The 19,323-nt window shown below is 70.0% G+C and carries 14 protein-coding genes; 3 read left to right on the top strand and 11 right to left on the bottom strand.

The genetic code is table 11. From position 1 onward, the window contains the following. Nucleotides 1-5: 5 nt before the first annotated feature. The 4 genes from IF04_RS0128395 to IF04_RS0128380 all read right to left on the bottom strand — a co-directional run bounded on the left by IF04_RS0128395 (nt 6) and on the right by IF04_RS0128380 (nt 4,250). The gene (locus IF04_RS0128395; protein WP_030264023.1) at nt 6-977 is read right to left on the bottom strand and encodes an ABC transporter permease; all 972 of its coding nucleotides are present in this window, start codon (nt 975-977) and stop codon (nt 6-8) included. Further along, nucleotides 970-1,893 (bottom strand): ABC transporter permease, encoded by a 924-nt coding sequence (locus tag IF04_RS0128390; RefSeq protein ID WP_030264021.1) that lies wholly within the window; start codon nt 1,891-1,893, stop codon nt 970-972. Before IF04_RS0128390 ends, IF04_RS0128395 begins: the two co-directional genes overlap by 8 nt. Before the next feature lie 4 nt (nt 1,894-1,897). Beyond that, nucleotides 1,898-3,529, bottom strand: a complete 1,632-nt coding sequence (locus tag IF04_RS0128385) for a peptide ABC transporter substrate-binding protein (protein ID WP_030264018.1) — start codon at nt 3,527-3,529, stop codon at nt 1,898-1,900. A gap of 166 nt (nt 3,530-3,695) precedes the next feature. Continuing rightward, on the bottom strand, nt 3,696-4,250 hold the full coding sequence (locus IF04_RS0128380) for a hypothetical protein (RefSeq protein WP_037961041.1): 555 nt from the start codon (nt 4,248-4,250) through the stop codon (nt 3,696-3,698). A 98-nt stretch (nt 4,251-4,348) separates the two neighbouring features. On the opposite strand from IF04_RS0128380, the gene IF04_RS36785 reads away from it, so the two are divergent. Then, complete coding sequence (locus IF04_RS36785; RefSeq protein WP_211259869.1) at nt 4,349-6,898, top strand: hypothetical protein; 2,550 nt, start codon at nt 4,349-4,351, stop codon at nt 6,896-6,898. A gap of 6 nt (nt 6,899-6,904) precedes the next feature. On the opposite strand, the gene IF04_RS0128370 is transcribed toward IF04_RS36785, so the two are convergent. The 7 genes from IF04_RS0128370 to IF04_RS0128340 all read right to left on the bottom strand — a co-directional run bounded on the left by IF04_RS0128370 (nt 6,905) and on the right by IF04_RS0128340 (nt 17,788). Further along, nucleotides 6,905-7,957, bottom strand: coding sequence for an ABC transporter ATP-binding protein (locus IF04_RS0128370; protein ID WP_030264011.1), 1,053 nt, complete (start codon nt 7,955-7,957; stop codon nt 6,905-6,907). Next, the gene (locus tag IF04_RS0128365) at nt 7,950-8,987 is read right to left on the bottom strand and encodes an ABC transporter ATP-binding protein (protein ID WP_030264010.1); all 1,038 of its coding nucleotides are present in this window, start codon (nt 8,985-8,987) and stop codon (nt 7,950-7,952) included. The genes IF04_RS0128370 and IF04_RS0128365 overlap by 8 nt, the downstream gene beginning before the upstream one ends. Nucleotides 8,988-8,998: 11 nt before the next feature. Next, the gene (locus tag IF04_RS0128360) at nt 8,999-9,907 is read right to left on the bottom strand and encodes an ABC transporter permease (protein ID WP_245654545.1); all 909 of its coding nucleotides are present in this window, start codon (nt 9,905-9,907) and stop codon (nt 8,999-9,001) included. A 1-nt stretch (nt 9,908) separates the two neighbouring features. Further along, complete coding sequence (locus IF04_RS0128355; protein WP_030264007.1) at nt 9,909-10,832, bottom strand: ABC transporter permease; 924 nt, start codon at nt 10,830-10,832, stop codon at nt 9,909-9,911. Between the two features lie 131 nt (nt 10,833-10,963). Next, nucleotides 10,964-12,592 carry a peptide ABC transporter substrate-binding protein gene (locus tag IF04_RS0128350; RefSeq protein WP_030264002.1) on the bottom strand — a complete coding sequence of 543 codons (1,629 nt, stop codon included), beginning with the start codon at nt 12,590-12,592 and terminating at the stop codon, nt 10,964-10,966. Nucleotides 12,593-13,062: 470 nt separating this feature from the next. Then, nucleotides 13,063-14,970 carry a translational GTPase TypA gene (gene typA / locus IF04_RS0128345; RefSeq protein ID WP_030263999.1) on the bottom strand — a complete coding sequence of 636 codons (1,908 nt, stop codon included), beginning with the start codon at nt 14,968-14,970 and terminating at the stop codon, nt 13,063-13,065. Between the two features lie 148 nt (nt 14,971-15,118). Beyond that, nucleotides 15,119-17,788, bottom strand: a complete 2,670-nt coding sequence (locus IF04_RS0128340; RefSeq protein WP_030263996.1) for an ABC transporter substrate-binding protein — start codon at nt 17,786-17,788, stop codon at nt 15,119-15,121. Nucleotides 17,789-18,095: 307 nt separating this feature from the next. Between IF04_RS0128340 and IF04_RS0128335 the strand changes: the two genes are divergently transcribed. Beyond that, the gene (locus IF04_RS0128335; RefSeq protein WP_030263994.1) at nt 18,096-18,407 is read left to right on the top strand and encodes a hypothetical protein; all 312 of its coding nucleotides are present in this window, start codon (nt 18,096-18,098) and stop codon (nt 18,405-18,407) included. Nucleotides 18,408-18,472: 65 nt separating this feature from the next. Then, complete coding sequence (locus tag IF04_RS0128330; protein WP_030263991.1) at nt 18,473-19,300, top strand: hypothetical protein; 828 nt, start codon at nt 18,473-18,475, stop codon at nt 19,298-19,300. Nucleotides 19,301-19,323: the final 23 nt, after the last annotated feature.

Genomic DNA, 19,323 nt, shown 5'->3' with positions numbered 1-19,323 from the left:
TCTCCTCAGCGCAGCTTGGGGTCGAGGGCGTCGCGCACCGCGTCGCCGAGCATGATGAACGCCAGCACCGTGATCGACAGCGCGCCCGCCGGATACAGCAGCATGTGCGGCGCGTTGCGGATGTAGGTGGAGGCGGTGGAGATGTCGATGCCCCAGGAGACGGTGGGCGGCTTCAGGCCCGCGCCGAGGTAGGACAGCGTGGCCTCCAGGGAGATGTAGGTGCCCAGCGCGATGGTGGCGACGACGATGACGGGGGCCACGGCGTTGGGCGCGATGTGCCGCAGCAGCAGCCGGCCGGAGGAGGCGCCGAGCGCCCGCGCGGCCTGGACGTAGTCGTTCTGCTTGGCGGTGACGACGGAGCCGCGGGCGATCCGGGCGATCTGCGGCCAGCCGAGCAGCACGATGAAGCCGACCACCGGCCAGACGGTCTTGCTGGTGACGACGGAGAGGAAGACCAGGCCGCCCAGCAGCACGGGGATGCCGAAGAAGATGTCGGCGACGCGCGAGAGCAGCGCGTCCCACCAGCCGCCGAAGAAGCCGGCGAGGCCGCCGAGGGCGCTGCCGAGGAGGGCCGCGCCCGCGGTGGCGCAGATGCCGACGGTGATGGAGGCGCGGGCGCCGTAGACGGTACGGGTGTAGACGTCCCGCCCCTGGGTGTCGAAGCCGAAGGGGTGGCCGGGCGCGGAGCCCTCCTGGGCCTTGGCGAGGTCCGCGCGGTAGGGGTTCCCATCGGCGATCAGCTGCGGCCAGATCGCGATGACGACCAGGAAGAGAATGATCAGCGCGGAGACCAGGAAGACGGGGTTGCGGCGCAGGTCGCGCCAGGCGTCGCCCCACAGGCTGCGGGGCTTGTCGCGCGGGCTGCCGCCCCGGCCGTTCCGGCCGCCCTCCAGCGTCTCGGCCTCGGCCATCGCCAGGGCGGCGGTGCCGCCGTCCCCATGGGTGACCGCTTCGTTCGGTACATAGCGCTCAGGCATAGCGGATCCTCGGGTCGAGGACGGCGTACAGCAGGTCGACGACGAGGTTGGCGAAGAGGAAGACCAGTACGAGGACGGTGACGAAGCCGACGACGGTGGGCGAGTTCTGCCGCAGGATGCCCTGGTAGAGCTGGAAGCCGACGCCGTGGATGTTGAAGATCCGCTCGGTGACAATGGCGCCGCCCATGAGCGAGCCGATGTCGGTGCCGATGAAGGTGACCACGGGGATCAGGGAGTTGCGCAGCAGGTGCCGGGTGACGACCCGGCGCCGCGGCAGCCCCTTGGCCACCGCCGTCCGCACATAGTCCGCGCGGGCGTTCTCGGCGAGCGAGGTGCGGGTCAGCCGGGTGACGTACGCGAGCGAGACCAGCGCGAGCACCACGCCGGGCAGCAGCAGCTCGTCCAGGTACGCGTCGGTGGAGACGGTCGGCTTCACCCAGCCCCACTTCACCCCGAGCAGGAACTGCAGCACATAGCCGCTGACGAAGGTCGGGATGGAGACCACGACCAGGGTGAAGACCAGGACGCTGGTGTCCAGCGCGCGGCCGCGGCGCAGCCCGCTGAGGACGCCGAGGGTGACGCCGACGATGATCTCGATGACGATGGCGACCAGGGTCAGCCGCAGGGTGACCGGGAAGGCGGTGCCCATCAGCTCGGTGACCGGCTGCCCGTTGAAGGCGGTGCCGAAGTCCCCGCGGAAGATCTGGCCCATGTAGTGCAGGTACTGCTTCCACAGCGGCTGGTCGAGGAGGAGTTCCTCGCGGATCCGCGCCGCGGTGGCGGGGTCGGGGGCGCGGTCGCCGAACATCGCGGCGACCGGGTCGCCCAGCGCGTACACCATGAAAAAGATCAGGAACGTGCTGCCGATGAACACCGGGATCATCTGGAGCAGCCGCCGGATGACGTAGCGTCCCATGAGGTCAGCTGCCGACCTTGATCCGGTCGTAGACGGGCACGCTGAACTGATTGAGTCTCACATCGCTCAGCCGGTCGGTGTAACCGCCGCTGCCGTTCTGGTACCAGAGCGGGATCACCGGCATGTCCTTGACCAGCACCCGCTCGGCGTCCTGGAACTTCTTCACCGCCGCCTGCCGGTCGGTCTCCGCATTCGCCTCGTCGACCAGCTTGTCGAACTCCTTGTTGCTGTACTTGCCGTCGTTGGAGGAGGCGTCGGTGTAGTACATCGGCTGCAGGAAGTTCTGGATGAGCGGGTAGTCCATCTGCCAGCCGGCCCGGAACGGCCCCTTCATCTTCTTGGCCGTGATCTGGTTCCGGTAATCGGCGAAGGTGCCCACCGGATTTCCCACGCACGCCTTGTCGTTCTTCAGCACCTTGTTGACGCTGTTGCAGAGCGCGTCGACCCAGTCCTTGTGCGAGCCGGTGTCGGCGTTGTACGTGACGGTGACCTTGCCGCCGGGCAGCCCGCCGCCCTCCTTGATGAGCTTGCGTGCCTCGGCCGGCTTGTATTCGCACGCCTTTCCGCACAGCCCCGACTTGTACCCGCCGTCGGCCTTGAGCACGGGCGAGGTCCAGTCACTGGCCGGGGTGCGGGTGTTCTGGAAGATCTGCCGCGTGATCGTCTTACGGTCGATCGCCATGGACAGCCCCTGCCGCACCTTCGCCATCTTTTCCGATCCCCACTGGGGGTCGTACATGGGAAAGGTCAGGGTCTGGATGATCCCCGCGGGCTGATTGATGTACCGGTCGCCGAGGTCGGCCTCAGCGTTCTTCAGCTGCGCGGCGGGAATGTCGTCGCTGAGGTCGAGATTGCCGGCCTGCAGATCGGTGTAGGCGGTGTTGTTGTCGGTGTAGACGCGCAGGTCCACGCCGCCGTTCCGGGCCTTGTCCGGGCCCTTGTACCCGCCCCACTTCCGCAGCTTCATCGCCGACCCCTTGGTGTAGGACTCGACCTTGTACGGCCCGTTCCCGACCGGCTTCTTCAGCCAGCCGTCGTGGTCCTTGAAGAAGGCCCGCGGCAGCGGCGCGAAGGCGGGATACCCGAGCGTCTGCGGCCAGGTGGAGAACTTCTGGTTGAGCTTGACGGTAAAGGTCCGGTCATCCTTCACCTGCAGCCCGGAAAGCGTCCTGGCGCTGGCCTTCCCGCTCTCCGGGTGGACCTTCTCATATCCCTCGATATACCCGAAGAAATACGCATTCTTCTGATTGTTGTCGATCAGCGCACCATAATTCCAGGCATCCACGAACGACTGCGCGGTGACCGGCTCCCCATTGCTGAACTTCCAGCCCTTCTTGATCGTGACCGTGTAATTCTGCTGATCCTTGGACTCGATCTTCTGGGCGAGCATGTCCTCGGCCGCGCCGGTCTTCGGGTCGTACCGCTTGAGCCCCCGGAAAATCATGTCGAGGACCTTGCCGCCCTGCACCTCGTTCGTATTGGCGGGCTCCAAGGGATTCTGCGGGTCACCCCAGGACGAACTGAGGACCCCCTTGCCGTCCCCGCCACCGCCGCCCCCGCCGCCACCACACGCCGTCGCCACGAGGGCGACGGCCACCGTTCCCACCGCCCACTTCGCACGGGTGGCTCCACGCATCCGGTGCCTCCTCAGTCCGCGACACAAGTCGTACGTAGGCCACATAAGAACCCAAAGAGGATGCGGTCGCACTCCCACTACGTCCGTACGAGCCCCCGGCCCCACGGAAACCATCCGAATGCGCGAGCGCCCCCGGGGATGCCGGGGGCGCGGAGAGGGGCGGAGGTCAGGAAAGCGGCGGGCTCACCTTGTCGATGTCCGCGAGGATCTGACGCTTCAGCTCGATGTCGGACTCCACGAGATCCCGCGCGAACTTCCCCGGGTCCTTGTCGTACATCGCCCGGCCGAGCTCCGAGTGAAAAGCCTCGGCCGGAAGCCGGTCCTGCCCCTCGGCGAAGAACTTGAGCACTTCCTCCGTCGCCGCGAGGGCGTAGACGGCCTGCGGGCGGAACTGGCGCCGCTCCGCCGCCGGAGTCCGCAGCATTTCGGGGCTGATACGAGTGGTGATCCGGGCGGCCACCGCCTTGAACTGTCCCGGATCGATAATGCGCGAAGGCGTCGGCCCGCCGAATGCCGGCGGAGGCGGCGGCGTTTCTTCCGCCATCTCGAAAGCGAACTGCCGCTGACGCCCGCATCCCGCACACGCGCCCTCGTACACCGAAACCAGCGCACCCGCGCGCTCCTGAAGGCTGTGCTGACGCGCGAATTCCGCGACCCCGCATTCGCACGGATGCAGGTCCATGTAGAGGTGGGCTTCCAGGGCCGAACGCGCTATCAGCATGATCGCGATCCTATACGCTGCGGCTCACGGTAGTACGGGAGTTGACGTCATCGGGGGAATACGTGGACGCGGGTACCGATCCCAGACTGCTGCTGAGCATGCCGCGGCAGCAGGGCTCATGGACGAGCCAGCGCGAGTTGCTCGCGGAAGCGCAGCGACTGCTGCCGCAGGTACTGGAACTCGCCGGTTACCGGGCCGAGCTGAAGCACGACGACGGGCGTCCCTTCTTCGACGCGCTGCATGTCTCCGGGCAGTCGATCTCCGTCTGGGTGGACGCGGTACCGCTCCCGGACGGCACGGTGGCGCGTACGTTCGTCAACACGACATCCGAGCACTACATGGTGCACGCGTCCGACCGCCTGCCCCTCGACCGGCTGGGGCGGGTGCTCGCCCACGGCGCGGGTGAATTCCTGGCCGGCCGGGAACGGTCCGGCGCCGGCCTCGCCCCCGTCACGCGGGACATGCTGCAGCACGGGACGGAGCTGCCGTCCGATGCGGAGCTGTCCGCGACGGACCGCGGGCAGATCGCTCAGCTCAACTGGCTCGCACGGCAGCTCTCCGACCCTGCGCTTCCGGTAGAGGAGCGAGCAGAGGTACGCGCCGAGCTGTCAGGTCTGATCGACCGGTGCGGCCTCCGGCCGACAGCGGCGCTCGACGAGAGCGAGGCGTTCGCCCAAAGCGCCATGGACGCCCGCATCCGGCTCGGCTACGCACGCGACCATCTGTCGGCCGACGCCGAACGGCTGACGGACGACCTCGCCCACCCCATAGAACACCTCACCCCCCAGGACGCCGCCGCCCTCCACGCCTTCCGGGAGGCCGAGGCCCGCGCCGCGCGCGAGGTGCGGACGGTCATCGGGGGGCGGGCGGTTTCGGTCGCGCTGCCGGAGGCGGACGCGCCGGCGAGCACCGTGGGCGAGAGCGCCCAGCAGGAGGCCGCGGCGCGCAGCGCGCGGAGCGCCGCCACGGAGCGGCAGCTTCGGGACGAGGCGCTGTGGCAGGGCGGCAGGGTGCGGCCGCGCCCGGTGATGATCGGCGGCGGCGCCGCGCTGACCGGCCGGGACGAGGACATGCTGCTGGTCGACGCGGTCGGGCGCTGGCATCTGGACCCGGGCGCGGGGCTCGTACAGTCCGCCGACCAGGACCGCGACCTGCGGCAGGTCGGGCTCGATCCGTACGCCGACAGCGGGCCCAAGGAACGGGTGTCCATCCTGGCGACCCGCGCGTGGGAGGACCGGCTGGCGGCGCGCGGGCCGCTGGTGGACGGGTACGGACAGCTCTCGCTGGACAAGAACGGCAGGCTCGTGACCCGGATCGAGCCGCTGAGCGGCGGCGAGCCGCTCACGGTCGAGGTGGCCGGTACGCCGGTCATCGCCACGGGGCTGACGCCGGAGGTCGTGCCGGGTGTCGAACGCGACGACAACGGCCGCGGCGTACGCGGCGTGGAGAGCCTGAGCGAGGCGGTGCGTCTCCTGGGCGAGCGCGTGCCCGAGCTGCGGGAGCGGCTCCACGAAGCGGAGCGCTCGGGCGACGGTGCCGCCGCCGTACTGCGCATGCTGGACGAGGAGGCGGTTCAGGAGCGGCTGGGTGGCAGTAAGTCCGTGCAGGGCGAGACGGTGGACGGCATCCGCCAGACGTTGGCAGCCACGCAGCGGTGGGAGGACGCCCGCGCGGCCGCGCCGGGGCGGGCGCTGATGGGTGACGAGGTCGCCGACAACCGCTTCGATCCGGACGCCGCCGAGCACTGGATCATCGCGGGATCGGGCGGCACCGGCGTCGCCAACGCGGAGATCATCCTGGAGCGGAACCAGCACGCACGCGTCACCATCCTGGGCGGAAACGCCCCGCCCGCCCTGGACCATCAGGTGCAGTACCGGGAGATGACAGCGAAGAACTCCAAGTACGGTGACCGGCTGAACATCGAGAGGGCCCGCCTGGGAGCGGTGGAGACCGTGCCGGGGCCGGACGGGAAGCCGCTCTTCCGCGTGCCGTACACGGACCGGGACGGCAACGTGACGGAGCTGGTCGCCGACGGGTACGTCGCCAGCCTCGGCCGTACGAATCCGCTGCCGCCGGTCACCCGGGAGCTCGCGGACCGCGTGCGGGAGGCGGGCGACAAGGTCGAGGGCACGCTGCTCTTCGACGAGCACCAGCAGTACCTGGGGTACGGGCTGACCTTCCCGGTGGACGGCAGGGAGCACCGGGTGGACGTGACCGGCGCGGCCTCCTGGCAGTTGCCGCGGCAGGTGTTCGACCAGCAGACGGTCGGCGAGCTGGGCCGGATGGGGACGCGGCAGATCCCGTCCGAGAGCGCCAACGCCGCGCCCGGGTTCGCGCCGGTCGCGCACCAGGCCGCCGCCTTCGCCACGGCGCGGGCGACGGACTCGGTGCAGCGGCTGCCCGGGGTACCGGAGCGATGGGTGGGGCCGCGACCGCCGGCCCCGGAGACCGACCCCCACGCCCCGGCCAAGGCCGCGCCGGAGGCCGAGGCCCATGCCCCGGCCAAGTCCGAAGCCGCGCCACCGGTGTGGCAGACCGGCGTGCCGGCCGAGCCGTCCAAGGGCCCGGCCGCGGCACGTCCCGTACAGACCCCGCCCACCGGGCCGGCGCCGGAACCGCCCCGGCCGGACCAGGGCCTCGGACTGTAAGGCGGGCTACGCCGCCCCCACCACGTCCTTCTCCTCCGCGAAGTGGCAGGCCGACGCGTGCGCGGCGAGCGAGTCGGTGTCCTTCAGCGCCTCGGGGACGGCGAGGAGAGGAATCTCCTCGGCGCACTTGTCCTGGGCCTTCCAGCAGCGGGTGCGGAAGCGGCAGCCCGAGGGCGGGTTCGCCGGGGACGGCACGTCGCCGCTGAGGATGATCCGCTCCCGCCCGCCGCGGGCCTCCGGGTCGGGGACCGGCACGGCCGAGAGCAGGGCCTGAGTGTACGGATGGGTCGGGTGCTCGTAGATCTCCTCGTCCGTGCCGATCTCGGCCATCTTCCCGAGGTACATCACGCCGACCCGGTCGGAGATGTGCCGGACGACGGAGAGGTCGTGCGCGATGAAGAGGTACGAGAGCTCGAACTCGTTCTGGAGGCGCTCCATCAGGTTGACGACCTGCGCCTGGACCGAGACGTCGAGCGCGGAGACCGGCTCGTCGCAGATGATGATCTCGGGGTTGAGCGCGAGGCCGCGGGCGATGCCGATGCGCTGGCGCTGGCCGCCGGAGAACTGGTGCGGGTACCGGTTGAGGTACTCCGGGTTCAGCCCGACCACGTCCAGCAGCTCCTGGACCTTGCGGCGCCGGTCGCCCTTCGGGGCCACCTCGGGGTGGATGTCGAAGGGCTCGCCGATGATGTCGCCGACCGTCATCCGCGGGTTCAACGACGTGTAGGGGTCCTGGAAGACCATCTGGATGTTGCGGCGGACGGCCTTCAGGGCGCGCCCTGTGAGCTTGGTGATGTCCTCGCCCTTGTAGAAGACCTCACCGGCGGTCGCCCGCTCCAGATTCATCAGCAGCTTGGCGACGGTGGACTTGCCGCAGCCGGACTCCCCCACGATGCCGAGCGTCTCGCCGCGGTACAGGTCGAAGGAGATCCCGTCGACCGCCTTGACCGCGCCGACCTGCTTCTTGAAGAGGACGCCCTGGGTGAGCGGGAAGTGCTTCACCAGGTTGCGGACCTGGAGGATCGGCTCACGCTCGACGCCCTTGGTGACCTCAGCCATCGATCGTCTCCTTCCAGAAGTGGCACGCGCTGCCGCGGCCGTCGGCGACCGTGGCCAGCGCCGGGACGTCCGCACGGCAGACGTCCTGGGCCTTGGGGCAGCGCGGGTGGAAGGCGCAGCCGCCGGGGATGTTCAGCAGGTTGGGCGGCAGGCCCTTGATCGCGTACAGCTCCTGGCCCTTCTGGTCCAGGCGCGGGATGGAGTCCAGCAGGCCGCGGGTGTAGGGGTGCGCGGGGTTCTTGTACAGCTCGCCCACGGGCGCGTGCTCGACGATGCGGCCCGCGTACATCACCGCGATCTTGTCGGCCACGTCCGCGACCACGCCGAGGTCGTGGGTGATGAGGATCAGGCCCATGTTGTACTCGCGCTGCAGCTCCGCGAGGAGATCCATGACCTGGGCCTGGACGGTCACGTCGAGGGCCGTGGTGGGCTCGTCGGCGATGATCAGGTCCGGTTCGAGGGCGAGCGCCATCGCGATCATGATGCGCTGGCGCATGCCGCCGGAGAACTGGTGCGGATAGTCCCCCACGCGGTTGGCGGCCGCCGGGATCTTCACCTTGTCCATCAGCTCGATGGCCTTGGCCTTGGCGGCCTTCTTGGACAGGCCCTGGTGGACGCGGAACATCTCGCCGAGCTGGTAGCCGACGGAGAGCACCGGGTTCAGGGAGGACAGCGCGTCCTGGAAGATCATGGCGATCTTGGCGCCGCGGATCTTGCGGCGCTGCTCGCCGGACATCGTCAGCATGTCCTGGCCGCGGAAGAGGATCTCGCCCTGCGGGATCTTCGCCGGCGGCATGTCGAGGATGCCCATGATCGCCTGGGCGGTGACGGACTTGCCGGAGCCGGACTCGCCGAGCACGGCGAGCGTCTCGCCCGCGCTCACGCTGTAGTTGACGCCGTTGACGGCCTTGACGACGCCGTCCCGGGTGTGGAATTCGACGTGCAGGTCGCGGACCTGGAGCAGCGGCGAACCGGCCGCTTCCGGGGTCCGCGGGCCGGGCACGGCCGCGGTCTTCTCGGTGGTGGTCACGTACGCCTCCCTCAGCGCAGCTTGGGGTCGAGGGCGTCGCGCACCGCGTCGCCGAGCATGATGAACGCCAAAACCGTAAGAGACAGCGCACCTGCCGGGTACAGCAGGGTGTGCGGAGCGTTGCGGATCTGGGTGGCGGCCTGGGAGATGTCGATGCCCCAGGAGACCGTCGGCGGCTTCAGGCCGACGCCGAGGAACGACAGGGTGGCCTCCAGCGAGATGTACGTACCGAGCGCGATGGTCGCCACGACGATGACGGGCGCGAGGGCGTTCGGGGCGATGTGCCGGAGCAGCATGCGCGGGGTCGACGCGCCGAGCGCGCGGGCCGCCTGTACGTAGTCCTGCTGCTTGGCGGTGATCACCGCGCCGCGCGCGATACGCGCGATCTGCGGCCAGCCGAGCACGGCCATCAGCAGGACGACCGTGAAGATCGAGCCGCCCTTGACGACGGACAGGAAGACGATGCCGCCGAGCAGGATCGGGATGCCGAAGAAGATGTCGCCGATCCGGGAGAGCAGCGAGTCCCACCAGCCGCCGAAGAAGCCGGCGAGGCCGCCCATGAGGCAGCCGATGACGGCGGCGAGGAGGGTGGTGCAGATGCCGACGGTGACGGAGGCGCGGGCGCCGTGGACCGTACGGGCGTAGACGTCGCAGCCCTGCTTGTCGAAGCCGAAGGGATGGCCGGGGGCCGCGCCCTGTGCGGACTTGGCGACGTCGCAGGCGTACGGGCTCGTGCTCGTCATGATGCTCGGCCAGATCGAGATGACGACCAGGAAGAGGATCAGTACGGCGGAGATGTAGAAGATCGGGTTGCGGCGCAGGTCCCGCCAGGCGTCGCCCCACAGGGAGCGGGCCTTCTCGGCCTGCTCGGGCACGGCCTCGGCGGCGGCCACGGCTTCATCGGCCGCTGTCTTGGTCATCTCAGGCATACCGGATCCTCGGGTCCAGGACCGCGTAGAGCAGGTCGACGAGCAGGTTGGCGGCGAGGAAGACGACCACGAGCACGGTCACGAAGCCGACGACGGTCGGCGCGTTCTGCCGCAGGATGCCCTGGTAGAGCTGGTAGCCGACGCCCTGGAGGTTGAAGATCCGCTCGGTGACGATGGCGCCGGCCATCAGGCCGCCGATGTCGGTGCCGAGGAAGGTGACGACCGGGATGAGGGAGTTGCGCAGCAGGTGCACGCTGATCACGCGGCGGCGCGGCAGGCCCTTGGCGGTGGCGGTGCGGATGTAGTCGGAGCGGATGTTCTCCGCGATGGAGGTGCGGGTCAGCCGGGCGACGTACGCCAGCGAGACGCCGGCCAGCACGATGCCGGGCAGGATCAGCTCCTCGAAGCGCACCTCGGTGGAGACCGACGGGGGCAGCGCGCCCCACTTCACGCCGACGAAGTACTGCAGCAGGTAGCCGGTGACGAAGGTCGGGATGGAGATCACGAACAGGGTGAGGACGAGCACGCCGGTGTCGATCAGACGGCCGCGGCGCATGCCCGCGATGACGCCCAGCGTCACGCCCACCACCAGCTCGATGACGAAGGCGACCAGGGTGAGCTGGATGGTGTTGGGGAAGGCGTCCCCCATCAGCTCGATGACCGGCCGGCCGTTGAAGGCGGTGCCGAAGTCGCCCTGGAAGATGCCCGCCATGTACTGCAGGTACTGGCTCCACAGTGGGTCGTTCAGGTGCAGGGACTCCCGGATCTGGGCTGCGGTCGCCGGGTCGGGGGTCCGGTCTCCGAACATGGCCGCGACGGGATCGCCGAGCGCGTAGACCATGACGAAGATCAGGAAAGTGGTGCCGATGAAGACGGGCACCATCTGGAGCAGTCGTCGCACGACGTAGCGCCCCATGTGTCCTCCAGAAGTGCGCCGACGCGGGGGCAGCCGGGCCCGGGGCCTCTTCGACGAGGCCCGGGTGACCGGCTACTCCCTGCCGCCGTGAGCGGTTGGTTCGGTGCGGCCCGCTCAGGGGCTGCGTCGGGTCAGCTCTTGACCTTGATCTGGGTGTAGACCGGGACGCTGAAGGCGTCGAGCGAGACGTTGGAGACGTTCTGCGACCAGCCGGCGACGCCGTTCTGGTAGAAGAGCGGGATGGCGACCATGTCGTCGAACACCAGCTTCTCGGCGTCCTGGTACAGCTTGGTCGCCTTCTTGGTGTCGGGCTCGGCCGCGGCCTTCTTCAGCAGCTCGTCGAACTCCTTGTTGCTCCAGTGCGAGTCGTTGGAGCTGGCGCCGGTGGCGTACAGCGGCGTCAGGAAGTTCTCGATCTGCGGGTAGTCCATCTGCCAGCCGGCGCGGAAGGCGCTGGTCATCTCGCCCTTGGTGATCTGGCTGCGGAAGTCGCCGAAGGTGCCCACGGGGTTGCCCACGCACGCCTTGTCGTCGCCCAGCACCTTGTTGACGCTGTTGCAGATCGCGTCCACCCACTCCTTGTGGGAGTCCTTGTCCGCGTTGTAGCTGATGGTCATCTTCCCGCCGGGCAGGCCGCCGCCGTCCTTGATGAGCTTCTTGGCCTCGGTGGGGTTGTACGTGCAGGCGTCGCCGCAGGCGTCCTTGGAGTAGCCGTTGGCGGCACCGAGCACCGGGGAGGTGAGGTCGGTGGCCGGCGTACGGGTGCCGTGGTAGATCTTCTCGGTGATCTGCTTGCGGTCGATCGCCATGGAGATGCCCTTGCGGACCTTCTCCATGCCCGGCTTGCTCCACGCGCCCTTGTCGAGCGGGAAGGTGATGGTCTGGTTGATGCCGGCCGGCTGCGAGACGTAGTTGCCCTGCAGGTCGGTCTTGGCGTTCTTGATCTGCTCGGCGGGCAGGCTGTCGAGCACGTCGAGGTTGCCGGCCTGGAGGTCGGAGTAGGCGGTGGTGGAGTCCGTGTAGACCTTCAGCAGCACGCCCTTGTTCTGCGGCTTGTCGTCGCCCTTGTACTTCTTGTTGGGCACGAGCTTCATCTGCGTGCCCTTCTGGTACGAGTCGACCGCGTAGGGGCCGTTGCCGATGGGCTTGTCCAGGTAGCCCTTGTGGTCCGAGAAGAACTTCTTCGGCAGCGGCGCGAACGCCTTGTAGCCCAGCCGGACCGGCCAGGTCGACATCTTCTGGGTCAGCTTGACCGTGAAGGTGTGGTCGTCGACGACCTTCAGGCCCGACAGGGTCTTCGCGGTCGGCTTGCCCTTGGCCGGGGCGACCTTGTCGTAGCCCTCGATGTCGGCGAAGAAGTAGCTGTTCTTCTGCTGGTTGGTGGCCAGCGCGCCGTAATTCCAGGCGTCGACGAAGGAGTTGGCGGTCAGCGCCTCGCCGTTGGAGAACGTCAGGCCCTTCTTCACCTTGATGGTGAAGGTCTGCTGGTCCTTCGTCTCGATGGACTCGGCGGCGTCGTTCTCGGCCGCGCCGGTCTTCGGGTCGTACTTCTTGAGGTTCTGGAAGATCATGTCCAGGACCTTGCCGCCCTGCACCTCAGTGGTGTTGGCGGGCTCCAGCGGGTTCTGCGGGTCGCCCCAGGCGGACCGTACGACTCCGGCCTCGGAACCCGCGCTGTCACCGCCGCCGCCGCACGCCGTCACACCGAGGGCGATGGCTATGGCTCCCGCGACCCAAGTAGCGCTTCTGGCACCGCGCATGGGACTGCCTCCTCATGAGTCCATTCGTGACATGGAAAGGAGCCGGCCGTCCGCTGACACCCCTGACAGCGCGCGACCGGCCCCCGATGCTCGTGAGTCGGCGCCTGCACAGCGCGTGACCCATTGACCCGAGCTCAATAGCCCCCATCCTCAGTCACGTTCGCCCCATTAGCCACGAGATAGTGGTTACTTTTTGGTCACATCACGGAGAGGCTCGTTCGGAATCCGGACAAACCAATCCATCCAGACGGGAACGAAAAGGACTCCATGCCACCGTCCGCTCACGCTCCGTCCGCGATCCGAACGGTCGCCGAACTGAGCGGGGTCCGGGCATTCTTGACACTCCGCCACCTGGCGGGGTATTGCCCCGCCGATCAGCGGGGGGGGGAACGGCCGGCCGCGCGCATACGCCGACGGCCCGGCACCCGCGGTGTGCGGGGCCGGGCCGTCGGACGGGACTGCGGGGTGCGTCAGTTGTGCTTGGCGCGCGACGCGGCGCGGGCGCGCTCGCGGGCGTCCAGGTTCACCTTGCGGATGCGCACGGCCTCCGGGGTGACCTCGACGCACTCGTCGTCGCGGCAGAACTCCAGGGACTGCTCCAGGGAGAGCTTGCGCGGCGGCACGATCGCCTCGAAGGAGTCGGCGGAGGAGGAGCGCATGTTGGTGAGCTTCTTCTCCTTGGTGATGTTGACGTCCATGTCGTCGGCGCGGCTGTTCTCGCCGACGATCATGCCCTCGTACACCTCGGTGCCGGGCTCGGTGAAGAGCACACCGCGCTCCTGGAGGTTGGTCATCGCGAAGGCGGTGACCACACCGGCGCGGTCGGCGACCAGCGAGCCGTTGTTACGGGTCGTCAGCGTGCCGAACCAGGGCTCGTGGCCCTCGTGGATCGAGTGCGCGATGCCCGTACCGCGGGTGTTGGTCAGGAACTCCGTACGGAAGCCGATCAGACCGCGGGACGGCACGATGAACTCCATGCGGACCCAGCCGGAGCCGTGGTTGGACATGTTGTCCATCCGGCCCTTGCGGACGCCCATGAGCTGCGTGACCGCGCCCATGTGCTCCTCGGGCACGTCGATGGTCATGCGCTCGGTCGGCTCGTAGGTCTTGCCGTCGACCTCCTTGGTGACCACCTGCGGCTTGCCGATGGTCATCTCGAAGCCCTCGCGGCGCATCTGCTCGACCAGGATGGCCAGCGCCAGCTCACCGCGGCCCTGCACCTCCCAGGCGTCGGGGCGCTCGGTGTCCAGCACGCGCAGCGAGACGTTACCGATCAGCTCGCGCTCCAGGCGGTCCTTCACCTGGCGGGCGGTGACCTTGCGGTCCTTGACCGCGGCCTTGGCGTCCGCACCCTTGCCCGTGCCACCGCGGCCGACCAGCGGCGAGGTGTTCGTACCGATGGTCATCGAGATCGCGGGCTCGTCGACCGTGATCAGCGGCAGCGCGACCGGGTTCTCCGGGTCGGCCAGCGTCTCGCCGATCATGATGTCGGGGATACCGGCGACGGCGCAGATGTCACCGGGGCCCGCCACCTCGGCCGGCTTGCGGGTCAGCGCCTCGGTCATCATCAGCTCGGTGATGCGGACGTTGGAGATGGTGCCGTCACGCTTGATCCACGCGACGGTCTGGCCCTTCTTCAGCTCGCCCTGCTCGACGCGGAGCAGCGCGATACGGCCGAGGAAGTTGTCCGCGTCGAGGTTGGTGACGTGGGCCTGCAGCGGCGCGGTCTCGTCGTACTCGGGGGCCGGGACGGTCTCCAGGAGCGCGTTGAAGAACGGCTCCAGGTTCGTGCTGTCGGCCGGGACGGTGCCGTCCTCCGGCTTGGTCAGCGACGCGACGCCGTCACGGGCGCAGGCGTAGACGATCGGGAACTCGATCTGGTCCTCGTCCGCATCCAGGTCCAGGAACAGGTCGTACGTCTCGTCGACGACCTCGGCGATCCGGGAGTCGGGGCGGTCGGTCTTGTTGATGCACAGGATGACCGGCATCTTCGCGGCCAGCGCCTTGCGCAGCACGAAGCGGGTCTGCGGCAGCGGACCCTCGGAGGCGTCGACCAGCAGGACGACCGCGTCGACCATCGACAGACCGCGCTCGACCTCACCGCCGAAGTCGGCGTGGCCGGGGGTGTCGATGATGTTGATCGTGATCGGGTCCCCGCCGTCCTTGGGGTGATACTTCACCGCCGTGTTCTTGGCGAGGATCGTGATGCCCTTCTCACGCTCCAGGTCGTTGGAGTCCATCATGCGCTCGTCGAGGTTCTCGGCGGCGTGTGCGGCGAAGGCTCCCGCCTGCTTGAGCATGGCGTCGACAAGGGTGGTCTTGCCGTGGTCGACGTGGGCGACGATGGCGACGTTACGAATGTCGTGGCGCGTGGGCACTTGCGGCGCTTCTCCCGGAATTGTGGTTGACGGCGCGTACGGTCCGGCACGCGCGCCCGCCGGGCATGCAGACGCCACGGCCTCATCCCATGGTACGGGGCTGACGCGGCAACGGCCGCCCCAGCCCGCTCGCACCCGCCCTGACCTGCTACTTCTTATAGCCGATGGCCTGATACACAGGCGTCGCGAAGCCAAAAGCGCCCACATTGGCCAGCTGGGACCTGGCCGCGACGAGCTGCGGCTGCCGGTACAGCGGGATCGATCCTGCGGCCGCCCAGATCCGCTGGTCCGCCTGGGCGACGAGGTCCCGCGCCGCCTCCGGGTCCAGCTCGGCGGACGCCTGGTCGAAGAGCTGGTCGATCCGGTCGGTGCCGACCCGGGTGTAGTTCTGCTCCACGGTCAGCGAGCCGTCGGCGGCGGGCCGGGGCTTGGCGTAGATGGGCCGGGCGTCGGTGGCCGGGTAGGCGCTGCCGGGCCAGGAGTAGAGCGCCAGGTCGTAGTCCCCGGACGCGATGTGGTCCTCGAAGTAGCTCTTGTCGGCCACTTTCTGGACGGTCGTCCGTACGCCGATCTTCGCCAGCATTTCGGAGATCCGGTCGGCGACCGTACGGAGCTGGGCGGTGCCGGGGCCGTCGGGCAGGACGAAGCGCAGCATGAGCGGCCGGCCGTTCTTCTTCACGAAGACGGCGCTCTTGCGGGCGGCGGCGTCGTCCTTGCCGCCCTTGGCGCCCTCATCGGGCCTGCCTGCCTCGTCGGCCTTACCGGCCTCGTCGGACTTGTCGCCGTGGGAGTTCTTCTCGTCGTCCGCGCCCGGCGCGTTCCCGGCCTGGGCGCCGCCCTGAGCGGCCGGCCGCTCCCGTGCCGCGGCGCCGTCCGCGCGCTCTGCCGCGGCCGCCAGCCGGTTCCGCTCGGCGGCGGCCGCGGCCTCCCGGGCCTGGACGGCGCTGAGCGGACCGGCCGGACCGGTGCCCGCGACGTCCCGGCCCGCGCCCGGCTTGGTGTCGTCCCAGCCCGGCCGCCCGGCACCGGCCGCGAGCGCGGTGGTCCGCCGCTCGGCGGCCTCCGCCAGCACGTCGGCCTGGTCCCAGGCGTCCGCGGCCCGGCCGCTCGCCCGCTCGTACGACGCGTACGCCGCCGATCCGGTGTCCCCCGCGGCGTGCCGCCGGTCGGCCCGCGCCGCCGCGTCGTACAGCGCCGCGCTCTGCCGCAGCAGCGCCACCCGCTGGAGCCCCGCCGACCCGGCGCCGGTCAGCGCGGAGAGGGGGGCGGTACCGGCCGGGAAGCCGACCGCGGCCGGGCGCTCGGCGCCGGATCGGGCAGGGCCGCCGTGCGGCTGCCGGGCGCCGGGCTCCGCGGCACCGGGGGCATCGGCGCCCCCGCCCCCGGCCTCCCGCTGCCCGTTCTCCCCGTCCGTCCGGTCCCCGGGCTGCGCGTCCGTCTTCTCCTCGACGCCGCCCTGCGGCATCCGCCAGCCCGCGTCGGCCAGCAGGGCCTGGGCGGCGTCGGTGTCCTGGCCGCCCAGCGCGCCGCTGTTGTCGCGGTACCCGGGCTGCCCGGCGAGCAGCAGGTGGCTGCCGACCGGCGCCGCGGGCAGCCGGAGCGGGCCCAGTACCTCCTTCGCCAGCGTGTCGCGGTCGATGGCGCGGGCCACCGCGCGGCGGACCCGCTCGTCGGTGAGCGGCCCGGTGCTGCCGTTGAGGGCTAGCTGGGTGAAGGACGGGGAGAGGGCGCGGTGGACGGTGTAGCCGCGCAGCTCTGCGCGGCGCTCGGCGGCGGCCGCGGCCTCCTTGCGGTGCTCGAGCTCCGCCTTCCGCTCGGCGTCGGTGCCGCGGGCCAGCGCCTGGTGGCGCAGCGCGTCGGCGGAGACGGCACCGCGCGGCGCGTCGTCCCCGACGGCGGCCTGCTGGTTCCCGGCACCCGCCGTGGTCAGCTCCTTGGCCGTGCCGCGGTCGATCTCCGCGACGTCGATCTTCCCCTTGGCCAGCGCGGCGGGCCGCTTCGAAGCGGGCAGCTCGGTCAGCACGATCTTCTTCAGCCGGGCCCGGCCGCCCCACCACTCCGCGTTCCGTACGAGGGTGACCGTGCCGGCGCCGGCGTCCCGCTTCCGCACCCGGAACGGCCCGGCGCTGCTCGCGAGCTTCTTGCGCGCGCCGTCGTTGAACGCCGCCGGGCTGCCCATGACGCCCTTCGGGTACAGCGGCGTGAAGAGCGACTGCCAGTCGGCGTACGGGCGGTCGAAGGTCACCCGGACCTCGCCGGGGCCGGCGCCCGGCTCGACCTTCTCGATGCGGTCGTAGCCGGCGTTGCGCGCCGTCCAGTACGCGGCGTTCCTGCCGCGCAGCGCCTTCCACTGGGCGGCGAAGTCGGCCGCCGAGATCTTCCGGCCGTCGCTCCAGCGCGCCGTCGGGTTCAGGGAGTACCGCACGACCTGCTTCGGCTCGCGCTGGGTGACCTCGGCGCCCTTGAGGTAGTCCGGGTTGCGCTGCGGCACGCCGTTGGCGTCCACGGTGAACAGCGCGGGCAGCACGGCGCCCGCCACCATGTCCGTGCTCTCCCCGGCGTCCGCCTGGAAGGCATTGAAGGTGCCGGGGAGTTCGTCCACGGCCCAGCGCACCGTGCCGCCGTCGCGCAGCGTCGCCGGGGCGGCCGGGGCGATGTCCTGGCTACCGGCGCCGGCCGGCCGCGCCTCGTCGCCGCTGCAGCCGGCCAGTACGGGCAGCGGGAGCAGCGCACCCGCGGTGAGCAGCGCGACCCGGCGGCGCCCACGGCCCGCCACCCGGCCGCCACTCGCGCCCTGCGGTCCGACGTCGTCGGTCATCACTGTTACCTCCGGGCTCGCCCGTGCGGCGGCGCCGCCGCTGATCACATTCGGCCGACTTTGCGGCTCATCACATCTATGGCCCGTCCACTCAAAGCGACGGCGCGCCCCGCGACCCGGCGACACGGCGGCCGCACTTCCCAAGGCCACCCGCCCGGCCCAACGCGTTCCGGTACGACCGGTCACGCCCCCTATGCGCCATCGTGACCCGCAATACCGGCGAATCCCTTCCCAACCGCGACTGTGACGCGCGACACTCGCAGGCGCATGAGATTGCCGACCGCTCCCTCGGAAGTGAGGGCACGTCATGTCCTTGCACGATGATCTGACGGCTGTGCAGCGCAGCCTCGACGACCTGGTCCGCTCGGTGGGACGCCTGGAGCAGCGGGTCGGCGGCGGGCTGGAGATACGCCGGGTCCGCAGCGACACCGAGCATCTGCGCGAGAGCCTCGAACTGCTGCGGGCACAGACCGCGCCGGAGACCGGCGGCCGGCCTGCCCCGACCGGGGGCCGCGCGGTCTCCGACATGGTGACCATCCCGGACGCGCCGTACGACGCCTCCCTGTGGACCGATGCCGAGGACGAAGGGCTGGGCGCCCGCGACCGCCGGGCGCCGTAGCGGGGTCTCCTGCCCGGACGTCCCCCCTCGCCCCTGTCCTCACCCCCCGCTCACGGAGACCGACGTTGGCCACAGGCACAGAACCCTCATCCACGACCGGCACGGGCGGGGTGCACGGCCCCACTCGCGCCGCCATCCCCGCCCGTCACCTGCGTACCGAGCGCTGGTGGCTGTACCCGGCGAGCACCGCCGCCGGGCTGCTCGCGTTCATCGTGTACTCGACGTGGCGGGCGTTCGCGAACGCCGACTACTACCACGCGCCCTACGTCTCGCCGTTCTACTCCCCCTGCCTCGCGGAGAACTGCGAGACCATGCGCGCGGGCCCCAACTGGGAGATCTTCGGGAGCTGGTGGGGCCTGTCCCCCGCGCTGCTGATCCTGATCTTCCCGCTGGGCTTCCGGCTGACCTGCTACTACTACCGCAAGGCGTACTACCGCGGCTTCTGGGCCTCGCCCCCGGCCTGCGCGGTCGCCGAGCCGCACAAGAAGTACAGCGGCGAGACCCGCTTCCCGCTGATCCTGCAGAACATCCACCGGTACTTCTTCTACGCCGCGCTGCTGGTCGCGGGCGTGCTGACGTACGACACCGTCCTCGCCTTCCGCGACGAGACCTACGCGTGGGGGCATATGGGCCTGGGCAGCCTGGTCTTCCTCGTCAACATCGTGCTGATCTGGGCGTACACCCTCTCCTGCCACTCCTGCCGGCACATCGTCGGCGGCCGCCTGAAGCACTTCTCCAAGCATCCGGTGCGGTACCGGCTGTGGGGCTGGGTCGGGAAGCTCAACGCCCGGCACGCGGCGCTCGCCTGGGCCTCGCTGATCAGCGTGGCCGCCGCCGACTTCTACGTCTACCTGCTGGCCGTCGGGGCCTTCGACGATCCGCGGTTCTTCTAGAGCTTCCAGGAAGGTGCGCACTT

Source organism: Streptomyces violens (assembly GCF_000717745.1).
In the GTDB taxonomy this organism is placed as follows: domain Bacteria; phylum Actinomycetota; class Actinomycetes; order Streptomycetales; family Streptomycetaceae; genus Streptomyces; species Streptomyces violens.
Note: the sequence above shows the minus strand (reverse complement) of the source record. Positions and strands in the feature narration are given on the sequence as shown.

Bases quoted from the DNA above. Each gene is read 5' to 3' on its own strand.
- IF04_RS0128385 (WP_030264018.1), bottom strand. From the start codon at position 3,529: ATGCGTGGAGCCACCCGTGCGAAGTGGGCGGTGGGAACGGTGGCCGTC.
- IF04_RS0128390 (WP_030264021.1), bottom strand. From the start codon at position 1,893: ATGGGACGCTACGTCATCCGGCGGCTGCTCCAGATGATCCCGGTGTTC.
- IF04_RS0128340 (WP_030263996.1), bottom strand. From the start codon at position 17,788: ATGACCGACGACGTCGGACCGCAGGGCGCGAGTGGCGGCCGGGTGGCG.
- IF04_RS0128350 (WP_030264002.1), bottom strand. From the start codon at position 12,592: ATGCGCGGTGCCAGAAGCGCTACTTGGGTCGCGGGAGCCATAGCCATC.
- IF04_RS0128370 (WP_030264011.1), bottom strand. From the start codon at position 7,957: ATGGCTGAGGTCACCAAGGGCGTCGAGCGTGAGCCGATCCTCCAGGTC.
- IF04_RS0128355 (WP_030264007.1), bottom strand. From the start codon at position 10,832: ATGGGGCGCTACGTCGTGCGACGACTGCTCCAGATGGTGCCCGTCTTC.
- IF04_RS36785 (WP_211259869.1), top strand. From the start codon at position 4,349: ATGCCGCGGCAGCAGGGCTCATGGACGAGCCAGCGCGAGTTGCTCGCG.
- IF04_RS0128360 (WP_245654545.1), bottom strand. From the start codon at position 9,907: ATGACCAAGACAGCGGCCGATGAAGCCGTGGCCGCCGCCGAGGCCGTG.
- IF04_RS0128395 (WP_030264023.1), bottom strand. From the start codon at position 977: ATGCCTGAGCGCTATGTACCGAACGAAGCGGTCACCCATGGGGACGGC.
- IF04_RS0128335 (WP_030263994.1), top strand. From the start codon at position 18,096: ATGTCCTTGCACGATGATCTGACGGCTGTGCAGCGCAGCCTCGACGAC.
- IF04_RS0128380 (WP_037961041.1), bottom strand. From the start codon at position 4,250: ATGCTGATAGCGCGTTCGGCCCTGGAAGCCCACCTCTACATGGACCTG.